Origin of the sequence: Clostridium sp. SGI.024 (assembly GCF_050315195.1) — a bacterium.
In the GTDB taxonomy this organism is placed as follows: Bacteria; Bacillota; Clostridia; order Clostridiales; family Clostridiaceae; genus Clostridium.
Window position 1 is genome coordinate 1 of sequence record NZ_JBNPON010000013.1, and the last position, 20,815, is coordinate 20,815.

Sequence of the window (20,815 nt, forward strand, 5' to 3'; positions counted from 1 at the left end):
AAAAATATTTTATAAGTGTGAAATAGTTAGAAGAATTTATAAGAAGTTTCATATATTAATTTCTTTTGAAATTTTTGGAATAATGTTGCAATTATATTGTGAAATTATGTATTATTATCTTAGAATTATGTAGAAATACAGGAAATTTTTTACTGGATAAGTTAAAATATAATGATACAATGCCTTATTTATATTTAAATAGGAGAAGGTTTTTAATAATAATTAATTTAATTTATAAGGAAGTGAGTAATGTGAAATTATCGAAAAATATAGCACAAAAAATTGTTTTAAAAATGATGAATGTCATTCCTTATAATATAAATGTCATGGATGAAAATGGAGTAATTATAGGAAGTGGAGATGTTAGTCGTATTGGCAATATTCATGAAGGAGCTAAAAAAGCAATAGAAAATAAATTTATAAATGAAGTATATGAAGAAGAAGATAAAATGAAACCTGGAGTAAATGAACCTATAATTATTAATGGAAATGTAATGGGGGTCATTGGAATTACAGGAAATCCAGATGAAGTAAGAAAGTTTAGTAAGCTTGTATGTGTAACAGCTAACTTATTAATTGAACAAGCTAAGAGTAATAAAGATATTCAAAATGAAAAATTGAATAAGCAGAAATTTTACAATGAATTAGCATATAGAAAAATGGAGTATGATAGTGATTTTTATGAAATGGCTGAAAACTATGGGATTGTTATTACTAAAAAATGGAGAGTTATTGTGGTAAATGGAAATACTAATTCACATAGTTTTAAAATGTTACTGAATAAATATCCACATTATAGAGAAATTAACAAAAGGATAGAATTCTTTGTTACATCAAGTAGTGTATATAATTCATTGCTAGATAATTTAAGAGAGAATAAAGATGTATATAAAATAAGTATTGGATCAAAAGAACATATAGCTGCAATTTCATTAGAAAACGCAATGTTTGCATGGAAAATTGGTATTAAAATAAAGCCATCAAGTTTAATATACAGTTATGATGAATTAAAGTTTTTTATTCATTTACTACATGATGATAAGCTAGAATTAGTTTCGTTTATGAATAATCTTGATAATACTGGGGGAAAATTGGAGCTTATTAAGACTATACAAGTATATATAGAAGAAAATGGAGATATAAGTAATATTGCTAAAAAGTTAAATATACATAGAAATACTTTAAGTTATAGATTAGAAAAAATTGAAAAGTTAACAGGAAAAAATCCAAAAAAAATATTAGATTTATTTGAACTATTATGCGGATTAATTTGGAAATAAATTATAATATCTTATTTCTTAACAAAATTTGCTATTTACTCATAGTATAAAGCATAGATTAATTACTATTCTTTATGGAGGGTTAAATGAAAAGCAAATTAATTAAAATTGTATCAATAGTAGCTTTAGTAGGAATTACTTCTTTAAGTTTAATTTCTTGTAACAAAAAAACTGTTGATAAAAATAAAGAATTAACAAAAGTTAGATTGAATGAAGTAGTAAGATCAGTGTTTTATGCACCTATGTATGTTGCGATAAATGAAGGTTTCTTTAAAGAAGAAGGTATAGAAATAGACTTATCAACTGGACAAGGTGCAGATAAAACTATGCAACAAGTTTTAAGTAAAAATGCAGATATTGGCTTTGCAGGACCAGAACAAGTAATTTACATTAATAATCAAGGTAGAGAGGATTATCCAGTAATTTTTGCACAATTAACTCAAACTGATGGAGCCTTTTTAGTAGGAAGGGAAGCAAAAGAGAATTTTAAATGGACTGATTTAAAAGGTGCTGAAATAATTGGGGGACGACCAGGTGGAGTTCCAGAAATGGCTTTTGAATATGCGCTTAAATTAAATGGATTAGATGCTAAAACTGATGTTAAGATGGTAACTAATATAGACTTTACGGCTACTTCTGGTGCATTCAAAGCAGGAACTGGAGAGTATGTTACTTTATTTGAACCAACTGCATCAATGCTAGAAAAAGAAGGTAGTGGCAAGATTATTACTTCCATTGGAAAAGAAGTTGGAAATTTACCATATACTTGCTTCTTTGCAACTAAATCATATATGGATAAGAATCCTGAGATACTTCAAAGCTTTACTAAGGCTATATATAGAGCTCAAGACTGGGTGAATACACATAGTAACGAAGAGATAGCTGACTCTATTAGTTCATTCTTTCCTGGAACAGATAAAGAGATAATAATCTCTGTTGTGAGGAATTATAAGGAGATTAATGCTATTGCAACTAAACCTTCAATAAAAGAAGAAGATTTAACAAGATTAATGGATGTTATAGAGAGCTACGATAGCAGTTTATTACCAGAAAGACCTTCATTTCAAAAGATAGTTAATAATAGCTTTGCAGAAGAAGTAATGAAAGCTAAGTAGTTATGTAAAGGAGCTGCCCAAAACAGCTCCTTACATGTACTTTTAAATAACTATACATATTAGAAAGGAGGTTTAGATATGAGTTTGATAAATATTTCAAATATAAGTTTAACTTATCATTCTTTAAAGGCAGAAACTCCAGCTATAGATAAGTTAAATTTTTCTATAGAAAAAGGTGAATTTGTAAGTATAATTGGTCCATCTGGTTGTGGAAAATCAACATTGTTAAATATAATAAGTGGTTTATTAAAGCCTTCTGAAGGAAAAATAATTTATAATGATAAAGATATAAAAAATAGATTAGATAAAATGGGATATATGTTTCAAAAGGATTATTTATTTGAATGGCTTTCTGTAAGAAATAATGTGATGCTAGGACTTAAAATAAAGAAAATATATACTGAAGAAAACATAAAAAGGGTAGAAAAATTACTAGAAAATTATCAGTTAGACAGGTTTAAAAATCATAAACCAACTGAATTATCTGGAGGTATGCGGCAGAGAGTTGCTCTAATTAGAACCTTAGCTTTAAACCCAGATGTACTTCTTTTAGATGAGCCATTTTCAGCTTTAGATTACCAAACAAGATTAAAGGTTTGTGATGATGTAAAAGGAATTATTAAGAAAGAAGGTAAAACAGCAGTAATGGTAACTCATGATTTAGGTGAAGCCATTGCAACTTCAGATAGAATAATAGTTCTTACTAAAAGACCAGCAAAGTTAAAATTAGAAGTGAAAATAGAATTTAATAATAAAGATGCAACTCCTTTTCAAAGGCGAAAAGAGCCAGAGTTTAATGAATATTTTAATTTGTTATGGAAGGAGCTTGACATTGTAAATGAGTAAAGAACATTTAGAATATATAAAAAAAATAAAAGTAGAATCTTTAAAAGTTACTTTCTTCAGGATATTGATATTGATTGCTTTCATAGTGATATGGGAAGGGTTAGCACAATTGAAAATTTTAGATCCATTTTTGACATCTAGTCCAAGTAGAATTATAAAATCATTAATTTCTTTTATCAAAGAAGGAACCCTTTTTAGTAATATACTAATTACCTGTTATGAAACTATACTTGGATTTACATTAGGAACTGTATTAGGAGCTGTAATAGCCATTATTTTGTGGAGTTTTCCATTTACAGCAAAAGTATTAGATCCTTATCTTGTAGTATTAAATGCACTACCTAAGGTAGCACTTGCTCCTATAGTAATATTCTGGGTAGGAAATGGGATTACGGCAATTATAGTAGTTGCTCTTCTTATATCTATTGTAACAACTATTATAACTGTATTAACTGGTTTTAATGAAATAGATAAAGGAAAATTAAAATTAATGAAAACATTACAAGCAAGTAAATTTCAAACTTTAAAATTTCTTGTTTTTCCAGCTAATATTCAAGTTATAATATCAGCATTAAAAATAAATGTAGGATTATCATGGGTAGGAGTAATAATGGGAGAGTTTTTAGTAGCAAGAAAAGGACTTGGATTTTTAATAGTATATGGTGGACAAATATCTCAATTAGATATGGTTATGATGAGTATTGTTTTACTTTCAATAATTGCATTTATAATGTATAAGGTAGTAGCTAAGCTTGAAGAAAAGCTTAATAATATAAATTAAATAAGCATAGAATATAAATTCTTTGATTTATTTTGAATTTGAAGCTCCGAAAGGAGTTTCTTTTTCATATTATTTTTGAATACATAATATGTACTAATAAATTTATAATTGTAAATTAGGAAAATTTTTGATAAAATTTATAATGTGCAGATATAAAACGTATAGATAAAATTATTTGGAGGTAAATATGAAAGAAGTAAAGAAACTTTTTTCTAAGTTAAATACGGGTGTGAAAACGTTTTTCAACAAGGTTAAAAGCATATTTAAATCAATTAATAAACCTATAAAAAGTGGAATAAAAAAAATAAGTAAGATATATAGAAAAGCAAATTCTAAAAATAAATACGTAGAGCCAATTGTTATTATAGGGACTTCATGTCTCTTAGTTCTTCTTTTAATATTATCAATTAGGAATTTCACCATAGGTGAGGAAGTAAATATAACAAGAAATGCTGCAGAATATTTATATTATGGAAATGAATTTGATAAAGCTGTCAAAGAGTATAAAAAAATGCAAGAAGAAGATGAATGGCCAATTTGGACAGCAAAAATTGCAGATATATATTCATTACGAGGAGAAGTGGAGAAATCTAATACATTATTAAGAGAAGTTTTAATAAAAAGAGATAAGATTATAAGAGCTGAAGGGTATGAAAAATATAAAGAAAAAGATTTAGAGCTAATAAGCTCAATGTTGTTTACATTTACTTTAAATAAAGAATATGGTGATGTTATTTCATTTGCAGAACAGTATATTACTGATCACGGAAATAATAAAGATATAATAAAAATATTATTTACTGCATATATACAAAATAATAATGAATATAAAGCAAAAAAACTAATAGATACATATCCTTTAGATAAAAAATCTGCATATGATATGTCAACTCTTGCTAATATGAATATATTAGTAAATAGATGGGATGAAGGGATAGAATTATTAAATGAAGCTTGGACAATAAATAGTAATGAATTAAAAATTTATAATGTAGTGAATGATATTTATTTATATGATAAAGATACATTAATAAGTAAATTGGAAAATAAAATAAAGGAAACAGATGAGTATTCATATAAAATGTTTTTAGCAAGAGCTTATGCAAATGATAAATCCATTTTATATAAAGCATTACGTTTAACTGATGAATTCGAAAAAAATGGTATAGATAATATTGGTACTGATATTATAAAATATAATATATATGTAACTGCAAAAAACAAAGAACTACCAGATTATTATTTAGATAAGGCTGTTATTAAAGCTAAAGCAATAGATAAAAATTCCTATTCAACATATTATTTATTATCTCTTAAGAATTTGAATAGTAAAAACTATGATGAAGCTTTAGTTAATGCAAAGAAAAGTATAAATTCTGATAAAAATAATTATGATAGTTTTAGTGAATTAATTCCAAATATATTAAGTTCTAAAAAAGACTTTAAATCAATTGAAGTTTACTATAGAACTGCTATGTCAAAGGAACCATATAATTACAATATAATAATGAAGCTAGCTGACTATTATTTAAATTATGCTGCAGATAATAATAAAGTAAGAGAATACTATGAGTTTGCAATTAAAATAAGAAAAAGTGATAGTACGTTATATAAAAAAATCGTAGATCTAGATATAAAAGAAGAAAAGTATGAAGATGCTATAAAAAATATAAAAGAAGCAATAAGAATTGATGATAAACAAGAATATTATACAACATTAGGAGCTCTTTATTTAACTGAAGGAAAAAATGAAGAAGGAATAGAAAATATTCGTAAAGCGTATTCTATGAATGAAAAAGATGTTAGAGCATTAAATAATGCGGCTTATTATTATTTAACAATTGAAAAAGATTTATTAAGAGGATTTGAAAATCTTAAAGCAGCTTATTCAGAGGTACCTATAGGTTTAGATGAAGAGGATAGAAAAACAATAATAGAAAATTATGCCATAATGAAAAAAGCTTATGATAAATTTATGGAAGATGATACTAAAGAATTTAATATAACAGGATTAAAATTAATATATTAAAAGTGCTTTTTAGCACTTTTTTTATAAATATTTTTAGAGGGGTTCTGAGGAGTATGGAATTATTAAAGACAGATATAAGAAATTTAAATTATACAGGAAAAATGGATAAAAAAGACATACATTAAAGTTTAAGGATGTCTATTTACCTCCAACTATATTTACTGAAAATGAATAATTAATGAATAAAAATCCAATTGAAGAGATTAAATCTGAAGATGAGAAAGCATATATAGTTTTAATGAAGAAACAAGAATATAATAATAAAGAAAGTAATGAATCCTTTATATTAGGTGCATTTAAGGATGGAAAAATCCTTGATGAATATTATATAAGAGAAAATAATGGAGAATTTATAAAGGTTAAAAAGTATAAAGATGTAAAACTTACAGAAGGAAGTAATATTATAGAGCTATCATTAAATGGAGCAGATGTAACAAGCAAAATAGAAGTAAGTTTTAAGTAATAAATTTTTAAGGTTCAAAATTTATGGAGGAGTATAAAGCAGAATTGATTTAATTTTATAATTTTACTAAAATAAAAAAAATTCAAAATATAAATAATTCTACTTTTCAGTAAATTATCTTTATGATATTATAATTATGATAAGAAAAGAATGGTTTAAAAACATTTGTAACAATAAAATCAAATAATAAATATTTTTTTTGTTACAATTTGCAGAAAATTTTAAAAGTATAATCATTTTAAAAAATAACTAAATTGGTAGGGGGAATTTTTTATGTCACAACAAGTAAAAAAAATAGCATTATTAACTGGTGGGGGAGATTGCCCAGGTTTAAATGCAGTAATAAGAGCTGTAACAAGAACTGCTATACTAAATTATGGAATGGAAGTAATAGGTTATAAATTTGGTTATAGAGGATTATACAATAATGATTTCATGCCTCTAACTTTAGATAGCGTTTCTGGAATACTAAATAGAGGAGGCACTATTTTATATAGTTCAAATAAAGATAATTTATTTGATTATTTAGTTGAAGAAAATGGTGTTATGGTAAAAAAAGATGTTTCAGATGTTGCAGTTGAAAATTTGAAAAAAGAAGGAGTAGATGTATTAGTAGTAATCGGTGGAGATGGAACTTTAACTTCTGCAAGAGATTTCGCAAGAAAAGGTGTAAAAGTTATAGGAGTACCTAAAACAATTGATAATGATTTAGCATCTACAGATGTTACTTTTGGATTTAATACAGCTATTGATGTAGTAACAGAAGCATTAGATAGATTACATACAACAGCAGAGTCTCATCATAGAGTTATGCTTTGTGAAGTTATGGGTAGAGGTGCAGGATGGATTGCGTTAGAAGCAGGAATTGCTGGTTCTGCTAATGTAATATTATTACCTGAAATTCCATACGATATTAATAAAATTGTAGAGAAAATAAAGGAACGTGAAGCAGCAGGAAAACAATATAGTATAATTGTAGTTGCAGAAGGTGCAAAACCTAAGGATGGGGAAGTAGTAGTTGCCAAAATAGTTGCGGATAGCCCTGATCCTATTAGATTAGGTGGAATAGGTAATAAATTAGCAGAGGATTTAGAAAAAGTTCTACCAGGAAAAGAAGTTAGATGTACAGTTCTTGGTCATATACAAAGAGGTGGAACAACATCAACATATGACAGAATTCTGTCAACTAGGTATGGAGTAGCAGCAGTTGAATTAATAAATGAAGAAAAATTTGGAGAAATGGTTTGTTTAAAAGATGGTAAAATCTCAAGTGATAGCTTAGAAAATGTTATAGGTCAAAAATCAAAGCTAGTTGATCCTAATGGAGAATTAGTAAATGTGGCAAAAAAAGTAGGTATTTCTTTTGCTGATTAGGAAATTATAAGTGGTGGAGATTTACTTCACCACTTTTTAGTTTAAATTATTTCAAGGGACACTTCAAAATTTTCTGACAATATGCTATAATCAGAATAGGCAAAGAATACAGTAAGAAAGCTGGAGGGTATTATGAAAGAGATAAAGAAATATTTAGAATCAAGAATTGGAACATATGGATTTTTTTTCGAAGATTTAAAAAGTGGTTATATTTATGGATATAATGAAAACGTTCAGATGACGGCAGCAGGTTGTATGAAGTTGCCTATAGCAGTATCTTTAATTAAGGCTGAAGAAAATAAAAAAATAGATTTCTTAGATAAAATTAAAATTGACAGCAAAGATAAAGTATATGGAACAGGAATAATTCATGAATTTAATGAAAGAGAGTATACAGTTTTTGAATTATTAGTTGCAATGTTAATTCAAAGTGATAATACTGCTGCAAATAAAATAATTGAAATAGTTGGAATTGACAATATAAATGATGATATATTAAAAATGGGATTAAAAAATACTAGATTATACAGAAAAACTACTGATGAAAGAAATTCTAGAGATGAAGTTGAAAATGTTACATCTGCTTACGATTTAGCACAAATATGGAGGCATTTATATAATGAATCGTATCTAAGTAAAGAGAATAGTCAGATGTTAATTGATATATTAACAAGGCAACAAATAAAGAATAAATTAGCTTTATATATTCCAGATGATTTAAAATACGAAATTTCAAGTAAAACTGGAGATAAAACTGGAGTGGAAAATGATACAGAGTTAATCAGATTACCAAAGGGTAATTTCTCATTTACTGTTTTATCAATGGGAATACCTAATAGTGTATACGGAACAGTAACACTTGCTAAGTGTGGTAAAATGATGTGGGACGAAGTTATGAATAATTGGCAATAGTTAAAAAAATAAATACTAATATTTTTATATAGAGTGTCGGTAAAGTCGATACTCTTTTTTATTTATTTAAAATAAAAGTTTACAAATTTAATAACACAATATCTTATTATTAATATAATAAATAGTAAGAACAAATATTTCAAAAGATAAAAGACAATTTACAGAGGTGAGATATAAAGTGAGCAGAACATTTGGCATAGATGTAAGTACTTGGCAAGGAAACTTTAATTTTAAGCAAGCTACTAATGAAGGCGTTAAATTTGCTATAATTAGAGGAGCTTATAATAAAAGTAAAGATAATAGATTTGAAGAATATTATCAAAATGCAAAAGCTGTTGGATTAAAGGTTGGAGTATATCAATATAGTATGGCTACTACAGTAGAAGAAGCTATATCAGAAGCAAAGTTTTTAGAAAGCTATGTATTAAAAAATAAGAAATTTGAACTTCCTATTTACTTTGATATAGAAGATAGTGTCCATAAAAACCTTAGCAAGAATCAAGTTTCTAATATAGCAAAAGCTTGGCTTGATTACCTTGAAAGTAAAGGATATTTTGTAGGGATTTATTCAAGTAAATCATTTCTTGAGAATTATTTAAATGAGGATTTAAGGATTGATTATTCTATATGGGTTGCACAATGGGATACAGGATGTACCTATGAAGGACCTTATGGAATGTGGCAGTTTGGAGGAGAAATCAACTTAATTAGAACTAATATAATAGCTGGTGTAGTTTGTGATCAAAATTATATGATAATAGATTATCCTACACTAATCACAGAAAAGGGAATGAATGGGTATGGAAGTTCTAATAATGACAATGGAGCAGATGAAGAGCCTAAAGAAGAGCCTAAAGATGATACTGATAAATTAACTTTAATTAATTATGTAGTAAAAGAAGGAGATACACTTTCTTCAATAGCATCAAAATATGGAACAAGTTATCAAGCTATAGCAAAGCTAAATCTAATAAGCAATCCCAATTTAATATATCCAGGACAAGTTTTATTAATAAATGGAGATAATACTTCTAAATTATATTATACTGTAAGAGCAGGAGATACACTTACTAGCATAGCTACAAATCATGGAGTGAATTATCAAAATATTGCAAGTTTAAATGGAATTAAAAATCCAGATCTAATATATCCAGGAGAAGTATTAAGAATAATGTAGTATTTAATTCTGAACAGAGTTGTAAAATATAGCTCTGTTCTTATGTATATAAATAGTTTCTTGACAATAAATAGTATAAGTGTTATTCTAATTGAAAAGATAACCTTTAACTTAATCCAGAGAGATTAATAAGGGAGATATAAAGTATATTATACTTAGATTTATTATGTCTTCCTTTAATAAAGGAAGTTTTTTTATGTATAAAATAATAAACCTTTAAATTTAACACAGAGATGTTAACAAGGAGTGGTAATATGAAAAATAAACATTTAATTGATTCAATGGATTTTTCTAAAAGTGAATTAGAAGAAATCTTTAATCTCGCACATCAAATTATTTCAAATCAAAGAGAGTACTCCCATATTTGTGATGGAAAGATATTAGCTACTCTATTTTATGAACCAAGTACAAGAACTAGATTCAGTTTTGAAGCAGCTATGATGAAGCTTGGTGGAAAGATATTAGGTTTTTCTGAACCAAATTCAAGTTCAACAGCAAAAGGAGAAACTTTAGCAGATACTATTACTATGGTATCCATATATTCAGATATAATAGCAATGAGGCATCCTATGGAAGGAGCAGCAAAGCTTGCTAGTATGTATTCAAGCATTCCTATAATTAATGCAGGTGATGGAGGTCATCAACATCCAACCCAAACTCTAACAGATCTTTTAACAATTAAAACATTAAAACATGGCTTAGAAAACCACACAATAGGAATATGTGGTGATCTTAAAAATGGAAGAACAGTACATTCATTAATAAAAGCAATGTCTAGATATAGTGGAACTAAGTTTGTCTTAATTTCACCTAAAGAATTATCAATACCAGATTATATAAGGGATGAAATATTGATTAAAAGTAATATTGAATTTAAGGAAGTTGAAAAATTAGAAGATATAATTCACGAACTAGATATTCTTTATATGACTAGAATTCAAAAAGAAAGATTCTTTAACGAAGAAGAATATTTAAGACTAAAGGATAGCTATGTATTAGACCTAGACAAGATGAAATTAGCAAAAGAAGATATGATAGTTCTTCATCCATTGCCAAGAGTAAATGAAATAGATATAAAAGTAGATAAAGATAAAAGAGCTTGCTACTTCAAGCAAGCAGAATTTGGAATGTATGTAAGGATGGCATTAATTGCAAAACTATTGGGGGTGGTATAAATGCTAGAAATAACTACTATTAAGGATGGGTTAGTAATTGATCATATAAAATCAGGAATTGGAATAAAAATATTTAATTATTTAAATCTAGATAAGTTAAATAGTCAAGTAGCTTTAATTATGAATGTTAAAAGTGAAAAGATGGGAAAGAAAGATATTATAAAAATAGAGAATTCTTTAGGTTTTGATTATACAATTATTACTTTATTGTCTCCACATTTAACTATTAATGAAGTAAAGAATGGAGCAATATATAAGAAAATAAAGCCAGAATTACCGCAAAAAGTAGTGGATATATTAAGGTGTAATAATCCAAGGTGTATAACTACTGTAGAAAGTTATGTTCCTCATACATTCAAATTAATTAATGAGGACAAAGGTACTTATAAGTGTGATTATTGTGATAATATAATAAAATTATCTGATTTATAAAACAAGAGGTGTAACTATGGATTTATTAATAAAAAATGCTAGAATTGTTGATTGTTCACAGGATTTTATTGGGGACGTTTATATAGAAAAAGGAATTATTAAAGAAATAGGATTAAGTATTAGTATAGACAATATTGAAATTATTGATGCAAAAGGACTTGTATTAATGCCTTCATTTATAGATACACATGCCCACTTTAGAGAACCTGGACTGACTTATAAAGAAGATATAGAAACTGGCTCTAAAGCTGCTTTACGAGGTGGATATACAGGGGTTTGTCTAATGGCAAACACTCAACCTATATGTTCAAGCAAAGAAGTTTTAGAAAAAGTTAGAAATAGAGAAAAAGAATTAGGATTAATAGATTTACATCAATGTATTTCAGTTACTAAAGGGTTTAATGGGAAAGATTTAAGCCATCTTGATGATTTCGAAAATTATGAAAGGCTTAAAGCAATTTCAGATGATGGCGTTGGGGTTATGGATTCTGAAATAATGTATAAGGCAATGCTTAAAGCAAAAGATAATGGATGGATTATAATGTCTCATGCCGAAGATAAAGGATTTTCAGATATAGATATGAGAATAGCTGAAAATATAATGACACTAAGAGATATATACTTAGCTAAAGAAACAGGAGCTAGGCTTCATATGTGTCATGTTAGTACAAAGGAAGCTATTAAATATATTAGAGATGCAAAGGAAGACTTTAGTAATATAACTTGTGAAGTTACTCCACATCATATATATCTAACAAAAGATAAGAAGGATTATAGAGTTAACCCACCAATAAGAGAAAAAGAAGATGTAAATGAAGTAATAAAAGCAATTAAAGATGGAATAGTTGATTGTATAGGAACAGACCATGCACCACATACAAAAGAAGATAAAGAAAAAGGTTCTCCAGGAATGGTAGGCTTAGAAACAGCTTTCCCAATTTGTTATACAAGTTTAGTTAAAAGTGGAGAAATAACTTTAAATAAACTAAGTGAGATAATGTCTAAGAATGGAGCTAAAATACTTGGAATGAATAAAGGAATTATAAGCCCAGGAATGGATGGAGATTTAGTATTATTAGATTTAGATAAGAAGATAGTTGTAAATTCAAAGGATTTCCATTCAAAAGCTGCAAATACACCTTTTGAAGGAATGGAGTTTTATGGTGAAGTTCAAATGACTATAAAGTCTGGAAAAATTCTTTATAAAAAGTAGGGGGATAATATGAAAAGTTTTATAATAGATAAGTTATATAATAGAGTAGAGGAAAGAGGAGTGGTATGTGTTGGTTTAGATACAGCTATTGAATATATACCTGATCATCTTTTGGAAGGTAGAAGTGAAACAGAGGCTTTAGTTGAATTTAACAAACAAATAATAGACGCAACTATAGATGTAGCTGCTTGCTTTAAAGTACAAATAGCTTATTATGAAGCTTTAGGATTAAAGGGAATGCTTGCCTATAAAGAAACATTAGATTACTTAAGAGAAAAAGATGCAATTATTATTGCAGATATAAAAAGAGGAGATATAGCTGCAACAGCTAAACAATATGCAAAAGCTCATTTTGAAGGAGATTTTGAAGCTGATTTTATTACTTTAAGTCCATATATGGGAATGGATAGTATAGAACCATATATGCCATATATGGAAAAAGGAAATAAGGGAGTTTTTACACTAGTTAGAACTTCAAATCCAGGGGCTGAAGATATAGAAATGGTAAAAACTGAAGATGGAAGAGATGTTTATAAAGTAGTTGGAGATAAGCTTGCTGAAATGGGAAATAAAGTATCTGGAGACTGTGGTTATTCAAGTATTGGTGGAGTAATAGGTTGTACACATGTGGAAGAGGGAATTGAGATAAGAAAGAGATTTAATAATATGTTCTTTTTAATACCTGGATATGGAGCACAAGGTGGAAAAGCAGAAGATGTAGCTTTATATTTAAATAATGGAAATGGTGGAGTTGTTAACTCTTCAAGAGCTATTCTATTAGCTTATAAGAAGCAAGAAGGAAGAGAAAAAGAATTTGCATTATGCGCAAGAGAAGAAGCTATTAGAATGAGAGATGAAATAAGAGCTGCAGTAGATAATCTATAGGAGGAAAACTAATGGTGAAGATGACTTATACTAAATCAAAAGTTATATCAAATGAAAATATAGTTCCTGGTATATATAAAATGGTTGTAGAAGATAATAATGAAGTAAGAGCAGGACAATTTTATATGTTAAAATTAAATGGACAAACTTTACTTCCAAGACCTATAAGTGTATGTGAAAAGAATCAAGGAACTATAACTTTCTTATATGCTGTAGTAGGAAAGGGTACTAAAGAATATATGGATCTTAAAAATGGAGATTATATAAATCTTACTGGACCATTAGGAAATGGATTTAATGTTTATGAAGATCTTGGTAAAGTAGCGTTAGTTTCAGGTGGAATAGGTACAGCACCTATGCTAGAGGTAGCTAAAAAACTAAGGGAAAATAACAGGAACTCTAGAATAGATTTATATGCAGGTTTTAGAGATGATATTTATTTAATAGATGAGATAAAGGAATATGCTGATAATGCCTATGTAAGTACTAATACTGGAAAGCATGGACACAAGGGATTTGTAACTGATATTCTTAAAGTGGAAGAATATGACACAGTTCTTTGCTGTGGTCCAGAGATAATGATGAAAAAAGTAGTAGATATGTGTAAAGAAAAGAATGTGAAAATATATGTATCTATGGAAAAGCATATGGCTTGTGGAGTAGGTGCTTGTTTAGTATGCACATGTAAAACAAAAGACGGAAATAAGAGAACTTGTAAAGATGGTCCAGTTTTTGATGGAAATTATGTCGAGCTTTAAAGTCAAGGGAGGAAATTAAAATGTTAAAGGTAAATATAAATGGAGTAGAATTTAAAAATCCAGTAATAGCTGCCTCAGGAACCTTTGGATTTGGAGCAGAATATAACAATTTTTATAATGTTGGAATTTTAGGGGGAATATCCTCTAAAGGACTAACTTTAAATCCTAAAGAAGGGAATGATGGAATTAGAGTATACGAAACTCCATCAGGAATGATGAATTCTGTTGGACTTCAAAATCCAGGAATAGATAAATTTATAGCTGAGGAATTGCCAAAGATGAAATCTTTAGGAACTAACATTATTGCTAATGTTGGTGGAGGATGTATGGAGGATTATGAAGAAGCTATTGAAAAATTAAGAGGAACAGATATAGATATGATAGAACTTAATATATCATGTCCTAATGTTAAATCAGGAGGAATGGCTTTTGGAGTAAAATCCAAGGTAGCATATGATGTAGTGTCAAAGATAAAGAAACTTACAGATAAGCCTCTAATGGTTAAACTTTCACCGAATGCAGAAGACATAGTTGAAATGGCAGTAAGCTGTGAAGAAGCAGGTGCTGACTCTATATCCTTAATAAATACCTTAAAAGGATTTGCAATAGATCCATATAAAAGAAAACCTATATTTAATAATACTTATGCAGGACTTTCAGGTCCAGCAATAAAGCCAATTGCTTTAAGAATGGTACATGAAGTTTCTAAGGCTATAGATATTCCAATAGTTGGTATGGGGGGGATATCTAATGGTATAGATGCAATTGAATTTTTAATGGCAGGAGCAACTGCAATTCAAATAGGTACTATTAATTTTATTAATCCACTAGCTGGAAAAAATATAATATCAGAAATAGAAAACTTTTGTATAGAACAAGGAATTAAAGATATAAACGAAATAATAGGATGTATAAAATAATTTTTTTAAGTTGTAGGATTGTGATTAAAGTAATCTTACAACTTTTCTTATTATGTTAATTGTTTATATCTTATTAAAATATTCTTTATATTATTATCTAAATGGTGTACAATATATAATGAACAATAATATAATAAATCATTGTATATAATAAAATTTAAGTTTATTAATATGGTAGTGAAGGAGGGTACAATGAGATTTAAAAAAGCAAGTATAGTTTTTAGTGTAATTATTATAGTATTGTTAATACTTATAGGATTTAGTATAAGCAATATACTAGATAGAGGCACAAAAGAAATTAAAGTAGCAAAAAATTTTATTGAGGAATTATATGATAATAATATAATTGAAAAAAATAGTATAATTAAAAAAGATGTAATTGAAGACAATGCACTAAATAAACTATCCAATAAAAGTTCTATTATAAAATATTCCGTTATAGTAGGAAACTATGGAGTTGATATAGATAAATACTATAATGTTTTAGGATTTTCTAATAAAAATTTAGGAGAAGAAAAATATAAAGCTGAAGAGATTAGTGAAGATAAAGCAATTAATTTAGTTAAAAATTATGTTTCTCTAATAACAGATGAAGACTTTAGTTTTAAGGAAATAAAGAAAAAAGATAATGATAATTCAATAGTATATAATGTGGTTTTTTATAAATATAGGAATGGATATCCTTGCTATCAACAAGAAATAAATACGTTAATTAATAAGATAACAGGAAAATTAGAGGGATATACCAATTATCCATTAGAAACTTTAAATTATATAGATGAAATAAATATAGATGAACAAAAGGCAACAGAAAATGTAATTAATAACTTCCAAAGTTTAAATATTAATGCAAAAGTTGAAGATAAACCAATTCTTGCTTACATAAATAATTCAGATAAAGAAATGGTACTAGCATATGTATTTAAGATAAAGATAAATAATAAGGATAATAAAGAAGAGTATATTAATTCTTTTGTAAGAGCAGATAATGGAGAAATAATAAATTATAATTTAGAAGCGTTGGCTAAAAAGTAAAAAATGGAGATATCATATGTATCTCCATTTTTTCACTTTAAAAAACTATATTTTTCTTTTTTTAAGGTTATAGAATATTTATTTAAGCTAATTATGCTACTAATTCATCCTCATCATCTTCTTCATCAGAGATCCAACAGTCTATTATATGATTTTCTAATTCAGGAATAGATGATGAAAAGAATATTGGATCTTTAATTCCATTATTTTTTTGATATATGTAATCTTCTAAAGCTTTAATAGCTATTTTACTTAACATTACTATAGCAATAAGGTTTATTATAGCCATAAGTCCCATAAAAACATCAGCTAAATTCCAGACTATATCCATGCTTACTAAAGAACCGAAGAAGACCATAAAACCAACTGATATTCTATATAAATTAATATAAATCTTTTTATTTGTAATGAATTGAATATTTGTTTCTCCATAATAATAATTACCAATTATTGAACTGAAGGCAAATAGCAAAATACATATTGTAATAAATATACCACCCCAAGCACCAACTTGAGAACTTAATGCTAGTTGTGTAAGTTCGATACCTTTAATTGAACCATCTAGTGGTATATCAGATAATAATATTATAAAAGCTGTACAACTACATATTATTAATGTATCTGTAAATACTCCAAGAGTTTGGATTAATCCTTGCTTAACTGGATGTGAAACATCTGCTGTTGCTGCAGCATTGGGAGCAGAACCCATACCAGCTTCATTTGAGAATAATCCTCTTTTTATTCCATGCATAAGTGCTGCGCCAAGTCCACCTCCAATTATTTGATTAACCCCAAAAGCATTTTCTAATATCATTTTAAAAACTTCAGGTAAAGAAGTGATATTTTTAATTACTATAAATAAAGCAACTATAATATAGGCAATGGCCATTATTGGAACTAGAAAAGATGAAATTTTAGCTATTCTGTTAACTCCACCTAAAATAACGGCTAAGGTTAAAATTGTTATAATTAGACCAATTATTGTTTTGCTAAAACCAAAGGAATTATTTAATGAAAGAGTTATTGTATTAGCTTGTACTGAATTAAATACTAATCCAAAAGCAATAGTAATTAGAATAGAAAAGATTACACCCATCCATCTTTTTTTTAGCCCTCTTTCCATATAGTAAGCAGGACCTCCAATATAGTTATTTCCATCCTTCTTCTTATATATTTGAGCTAAGGTTGATTCTATAAAACTTGATGCTGATCCAATTAATGCAATAAGCCACATCCAAAAAATAGAGCCAGGGCCACCAATTGATATTGCTGTAGCAATACCAGCAAGATTACCAGTACCTACCCTAGAAGCAGTACTTATACAAAAAGCTTGGAAAGATGAAACAGAATTTTTATCTGTAGAATTTCCATCTGATAATAAGCTAAACATATCTTTTATATTTTTAAATTGAACGAATTTTGTCTTAAAGGTAAAATATAGACCAATTATTATTAACATTCCAATTAATATATAAGTCCAAATAAAATCGTTAAATGATAATATTAAATTATTTAAAAAGTTCAAAAATAAGTCCCCCTCTTCATTTGTACAAATTTTAATTGATTTTACTAGGAATATAATATAATATATTTTTAAATTTTGCAAGATATTATCATTGAAAATTCATAAATATATAAGATAATACTGCTTATATAGTAAAATGAAAGTAAAAATGAATTTAAAAAATACAAATTATTCATATAGAGGAATAAAAAAATAAGAGCTACATAGCTCTTATTTTTTATTGCCTTTAATAATTTATAGTAGTTTATTGATTAGGAACTTCTGTATTTTCATTTTCATCTGGATTTCCATTGCTATTAGGAGTTTCTGATTCTAATTCAATAACTATGGTATCACCTTTTTTTGCTTTATCAGAGGAGATACTCTTAATTGTTCTATTTTTTGATTCGTTATTTTTAATAGTAATATTTACTCCTTTTGATTTTAAAATGTTTATAGCATTATCTACATTACTACCAACTTTGATACCTAAATCTGATAATTTAAATTCTTCGTTTTTTTCGGCTTTTGTATCATCCTTTTCTGTTGGTAAAACATATTTATAGTCAGCTGCACTTGAAGAGGCAATTTCTTTTTTTATAAATACTTTTTCTTCAACTAAGTCTTTTGGAGTATTTTCTGTTGCTAATTTATTATTGTTTTTATTAACTTTTGCTGATACATGGACATCGCATACTCCTGAAGGTTCTGTTCCTGATATAAACATTTCTGTATAAACTCTTGAACCTCTTTGATCATGAGTACAAAGATCAGTTGCTCTCTTACCTGAATCTTTACAAATTGCTACAGTCGTAACTCCACCAGGATTTCCATCGAACTCTTTATATTCTAAATTTTCATGTATTGGAGCCATAATAGCACCCCATAATGAAGCAGCAGATGAACTATAACTTGCACCACCAATTGGATCATGGTTATCATATCCAATCCAAACAGCTCCAGAATAATAAGGAGTTAATCCAGCAAATAAAAAGTCTGTAACTGAATTAGTAGTTCCTGTTTTACCTATTACAGGCATGTTATATAGTTTTGCTAAAGCACCATCAAAGCTTAATGGGCCTTTAAGTAAATCTCTCATAATATATGCTGTTTGTGGAGAGAAAATTTGTTCTTGATTAGGTTTCTTTTCTAATAGTACCTTACCATTTCCATCTACAACTTTTGTATAAAGAATAGGTTCAGTATATAATCCATTATTACCAAAAGTTCCATAAGCAGAAGCTAGTATAAATGGATTACCTCCATCTACAGAATTGTCCTCTGGATCATAACCTGTAAATTCTCCTAAAGATAGAGTAGCTATACTACTTTTTGATTTTGTACCATATACAATACCTAACTTTTCCCCATAGGATAATCCAGTTTCAATGCCTAGTTTATCTTCAATCATAATAGTAGGTACATTTTTAGATAGTGCTAGTGATTCTCTAGCTGTAATATAACCATCAGACTTAAAGTTCCAGTTTTGAGGGTTCCAACCAGGATATTTATTTCTTAGAGATGATGGAAGACCAGCATCGTCTAAAACTGTTCCTGCAGTAATAGTTTTTGTATCTATAGCAGGTCCATAAACTGTAAGTGGCTTAGTTGAAGAACCTATAGATCTTAAAGCATCATAAGCTCTATTAGTAGATCTTGCTGGTTGATCACCTCTACCACCAACTAATACCTTTACTTCTCCAGTTCTATAATCCATTATTGCAGCAGCTGCTTGAAGTAATAGGGTACCATTTTCATCAGTTACTTCTGGATTGGCATAAATATCAAGTTGCTTAATGCTATTCCTATCATCTAAAACTGCTTGAGTAGAATCTTGCATTGCTCTATCCATAGTAGTATATATTTTAAGACCACCTGTTGAGAATAATCTATCTACTTCTTCATCATTGTATTTATATATTTCTTTTAAATCTTCTCTTACTTGATCAACTGCAGGATATACAAACCATTCGTAATTGATTTTATAACTAATAACCGTTTGAGAAAAGGCAAATTGATTTGCATCAACAAAAGCATAAGCTTCATCGTATTCTTCTTGATTTATTTTACCTAAATCTTTCATTTTCATAAGAACTGTTTTAGTTCTGTCTAAGTAAATTGTAGGATCTTCTTTGTTAGCCTCATTATATGGACTATAAGAAGTAGGTGCTTGAGTTAATCCAGCAATAAATGCTGATTCTGGTAAAGTTAAGTCTTTAGCACTTTTTTCAAAGTAGTATTTTGCAGCGGCTTCAACACCATAAACTTTACCTCCTAAAGGAATAGTATTTAAATATGCTTCTAGTATTTGATCTTTAGTTAGTTTCTTTTCTAGACTTAAAGAAAGATAAATTTCTCTAATTTTTCTTTCTATTTTAACGTCATTTGTTAATAAGGTATTTTTTATTAATTGCTGAGTTAAAGTTGAACCGCCTTGAACAGAACCTTTTCCAGTAAAATAATAAAGACCAGATCTTAAAGCAGATCCTAATGTCCTTTTTATATCAATACCAGGATGAGAGTAAAAACGCTCATCTTCAATAGCTATATAAGCATCTTTAACATAGTCAGACATTTCATCTAAAGTTATTTTATATCTTTCTTCATTGGTAGGTAAATTATCAATATATGTTCCTTCGCTATCAAAAAGCATAGAAGGTTCATTTAAGCTTAATACTGCGTTAACATCTAATTCTGGAGTACTTTTTATAATTGCAAATACATATCCAAGCCCTACCACAAAGCATAGAAGCAGTGCAACTAGTATTCCAAGAAATGTACCTTTCAAAATTTTCTTATATTTAGGTTGATTTTTTTTCTTATTCTTTTTGCCATTGTTTTTATTTTTCTTAACATTAGCTTGGCTTTTTTCTGTTCTAGAAGTATCTTTGTTAGCCATTTGTTCCTCCCTTATAA

At 27.8% G+C, this 20,815-nt stretch carries 18 protein-coding genes; 16 read left to right on the forward strand and 2 right to left on the reverse strand.

The features are described 5' to 3' along the window. The first annotated feature begins 251 nt into the window (after positions 1-251). The 16 genes from ACQRD5_RS05990 (at position 252) to ACQRD5_RS06065 (ending at position 16,395) form a co-directional block, all read left to right on the forward strand. Positions 252-1,280 (forward strand): CdaR family transcriptional regulator, encoded by a 1,029-nt coding sequence (locus ACQRD5_RS05990; RefSeq protein ID WP_291624756.1) that lies wholly within the window; start codon positions 252-254, stop codon positions 1,278-1,280. A gap of 86 nt (positions 1,281-1,366) precedes the next feature. Continuing rightward, on the forward strand, positions 1,367-2,395 hold the full coding sequence (locus ACQRD5_RS05995) for an ABC transporter substrate-binding protein (RefSeq protein ID WP_291624758.1): 1,029 nt from the start codon (positions 1,367-1,369) through the stop codon (positions 2,393-2,395). A 78-nt stretch (positions 2,396-2,473) separates the two neighbouring features. Continuing rightward, positions 2,474-3,241 carry an ABC transporter ATP-binding protein gene (locus ACQRD5_RS06000; protein ID WP_291624760.1) on the forward strand — a complete coding sequence of 256 codons (768 nt, stop codon included), beginning with the start codon at positions 2,474-2,476 and terminating at the stop codon, positions 3,239-3,241. After that, on the forward strand, positions 3,234-4,022 hold the full coding sequence (locus ACQRD5_RS06005; protein WP_291624762.1) for an ABC transporter permease: 789 nt from the start codon (positions 3,234-3,236) through the stop codon (positions 4,020-4,022). The genes ACQRD5_RS06000 and ACQRD5_RS06005 overlap by 8 nt, the downstream gene beginning before the upstream one ends. Before the next feature lie 187 nt (positions 4,023-4,209). Next, positions 4,210-6,051: a hypothetical protein gene (locus ACQRD5_RS06010; RefSeq protein WP_320900126.1), complete on the forward strand. Its 1,842-nt coding sequence runs from the start codon at positions 4,210-4,212 to the stop codon at positions 6,049-6,051. A gap of 178 nt (positions 6,052-6,229) precedes the next feature. Further along, the gene (locus tag ACQRD5_RS06015) at positions 6,230-6,514 is read left to right on the forward strand and encodes a hypothetical protein (protein ID WP_291624764.1); all 285 of its coding nucleotides are present in this window, start codon (positions 6,230-6,232) and stop codon (positions 6,512-6,514) included. A gap of 273 nt (positions 6,515-6,787) precedes the next feature. Then, positions 6,788-7,888 carry a 6-phosphofructokinase gene (locus ACQRD5_RS06020; protein ID WP_291624765.1) on the forward strand — a complete coding sequence of 367 codons (1,101 nt, stop codon included), beginning with the start codon at positions 6,788-6,790 and terminating at the stop codon, positions 7,886-7,888. A 132-nt stretch (positions 7,889-8,020) separates the two neighbouring features. Next, the gene (locus ACQRD5_RS06025; RefSeq protein ID WP_291624766.1) at positions 8,021-8,800 is read left to right on the forward strand and encodes a serine hydrolase; all 780 of its coding nucleotides are present in this window, start codon (positions 8,021-8,023) and stop codon (positions 8,798-8,800) included. Positions 8,801-8,978: 178 nt separating this feature from the next. After that, complete coding sequence (locus ACQRD5_RS06030) at positions 8,979-9,977, forward strand: LysM peptidoglycan-binding domain-containing protein (RefSeq protein WP_427746617.1); 999 nt, start codon at positions 8,979-8,981, stop codon at positions 9,975-9,977. Positions 9,978-10,231: 254 nt separating this feature from the next. Continuing rightward, positions 10,232-11,152 (forward strand): aspartate carbamoyltransferase, encoded by a 921-nt coding sequence (gene pyrB / locus ACQRD5_RS06035; protein ID WP_291624768.1) that lies wholly within the window; start codon positions 10,232-10,234, stop codon positions 11,150-11,152. Beyond that, the gene (locus tag ACQRD5_RS06040) at positions 11,153-11,584 is read left to right on the forward strand and encodes an aspartate carbamoyltransferase regulatory subunit (RefSeq protein WP_291624769.1); all 432 of its coding nucleotides are present in this window, start codon (positions 11,153-11,155) and stop codon (positions 11,582-11,584) included. Between the two features lie 16 nt (positions 11,585-11,600). After that, complete coding sequence (locus ACQRD5_RS06045) at positions 11,601-12,797, forward strand: dihydroorotase (RefSeq protein ID WP_427746618.1); 1,197 nt, start codon at positions 11,601-11,603, stop codon at positions 12,795-12,797. A 9-nt stretch (positions 12,798-12,806) separates the two neighbouring features. Next, positions 12,807-13,682 (forward strand): orotidine-5'-phosphate decarboxylase, encoded by an 876-nt coding sequence (gene pyrF, locus ACQRD5_RS06050; protein ID WP_291624771.1) that lies wholly within the window; start codon positions 12,807-12,809, stop codon positions 13,680-13,682. Between the two features lie 11 nt (positions 13,683-13,693). Then, on the forward strand, positions 13,694-14,440 hold the full coding sequence (locus tag ACQRD5_RS06055) for a dihydroorotate dehydrogenase electron transfer subunit (protein ID WP_414437501.1): 747 nt from the start codon (positions 13,694-13,696) through the stop codon (positions 14,438-14,440). A 20-nt stretch (positions 14,441-14,460) separates the two neighbouring features. Then, complete coding sequence (locus ACQRD5_RS06060) at positions 14,461-15,360, forward strand: dihydroorotate dehydrogenase (RefSeq protein WP_291624772.1); 900 nt, start codon at positions 14,461-14,463, stop codon at positions 15,358-15,360. Positions 15,361-15,552: 192 nt separating this feature from the next. Next, on the forward strand, positions 15,553-16,395 hold the full coding sequence (locus ACQRD5_RS06065; RefSeq protein WP_291624773.1) for a hypothetical protein: 843 nt from the start codon (positions 15,553-15,555) through the stop codon (positions 16,393-16,395). A gap of 91 nt (positions 16,396-16,486) precedes the next feature. On the opposite strand, the gene ACQRD5_RS06070 is transcribed toward ACQRD5_RS06065, so the two are convergent. After that, positions 16,487-17,920: an alanine/glycine:cation symporter family protein gene (locus tag ACQRD5_RS06070; RefSeq protein WP_291624774.1), complete on the reverse strand. Its 1,434-nt coding sequence runs from the start codon at positions 17,918-17,920 to the stop codon at positions 16,487-16,489. Positions 17,921-18,164: 244 nt separating this feature from the next. Continuing rightward, positions 18,165-20,798 (reverse strand): transglycosylase domain-containing protein, encoded by a 2,634-nt coding sequence (locus ACQRD5_RS06075; RefSeq protein WP_291624775.1) that lies wholly within the window; start codon positions 20,796-20,798, stop codon positions 18,165-18,167. Between the last annotated feature and the right edge of the window lie 17 nt (positions 20,799-20,815).

Excerpts from the sequence above, each read along its gene's own strand:
- ACQRD5_RS06020 (WP_291624765.1), top strand. The coding sequence starts at position 6,788 with ATGTCACAACAAGTAAAAAAAATAGCATTATTAACTGGTGGGGGAGAT.
- ACQRD5_RS06025 (WP_291624766.1), top strand. The coding sequence starts at position 8,021 with ATGAAAGAGATAAAGAAATATTTAGAATCAAGAATTGGAACATATGGA.
- ACQRD5_RS06065 (WP_291624773.1), top strand. The coding sequence starts at position 15,553 with ATGAGATTTAAAAAAGCAAGTATAGTTTTTAGTGTAATTATTATAGTA.
- pyrB (WP_291624768.1), top strand. The coding sequence starts at position 10,232 with ATGAAAAATAAACATTTAATTGATTCAATGGATTTTTCTAAAAGTGAA.
- ACQRD5_RS06000 (WP_291624760.1), top strand. The coding sequence starts at position 2,474 with ATGAGTTTGATAAATATTTCAAATATAAGTTTAACTTATCATTCTTTA.
- ACQRD5_RS06010 (WP_320900126.1), top strand. The coding sequence starts at position 4,210 with ATGAAAGAAGTAAAGAAACTTTTTTCTAAGTTAAATACGGGTGTGAAA.
- ACQRD5_RS06075 (WP_291624775.1), bottom strand. The coding sequence starts at position 20,798 with ATGGCTAACAAAGATACTTCTAGAACAGAAAAAAGCCAAGCTAATGTT.
- ACQRD5_RS06005 (WP_291624762.1), top strand. The coding sequence starts at position 3,234 with ATGAGTAAAGAACATTTAGAATATATAAAAAAAATAAAAGTAGAATCT.
- ACQRD5_RS05995 (WP_291624758.1), top strand. The coding sequence starts at position 1,367 with ATGAAAAGCAAATTAATTAAAATTGTATCAATAGTAGCTTTAGTAGGA.
- ACQRD5_RS06045 (WP_427746618.1), top strand. The coding sequence starts at position 11,601 with ATGGATTTATTAATAAAAAATGCTAGAATTGTTGATTGTTCACAGGAT.
- ACQRD5_RS06060 (WP_291624772.1), top strand. The coding sequence starts at position 14,461 with ATGTTAAAGGTAAATATAAATGGAGTAGAATTTAAAAATCCAGTAATA.
- ACQRD5_RS06015 (WP_291624764.1), top strand. The coding sequence starts at position 6,230 with ATGAATAAAAATCCAATTGAAGAGATTAAATCTGAAGATGAGAAAGCA.
- pyrF (WP_291624771.1), top strand. The coding sequence starts at position 12,807 with ATGAAAAGTTTTATAATAGATAAGTTATATAATAGAGTAGAGGAAAGA.
- ACQRD5_RS06055 (WP_414437501.1), top strand. The coding sequence starts at position 13,694 with ATGGTGAAGATGACTTATACTAAATCAAAAGTTATATCAAATGAAAAT.
- ACQRD5_RS06040 (WP_291624769.1), top strand. The coding sequence starts at position 11,153 with ATGCTAGAAATAACTACTATTAAGGATGGGTTAGTAATTGATCATATA.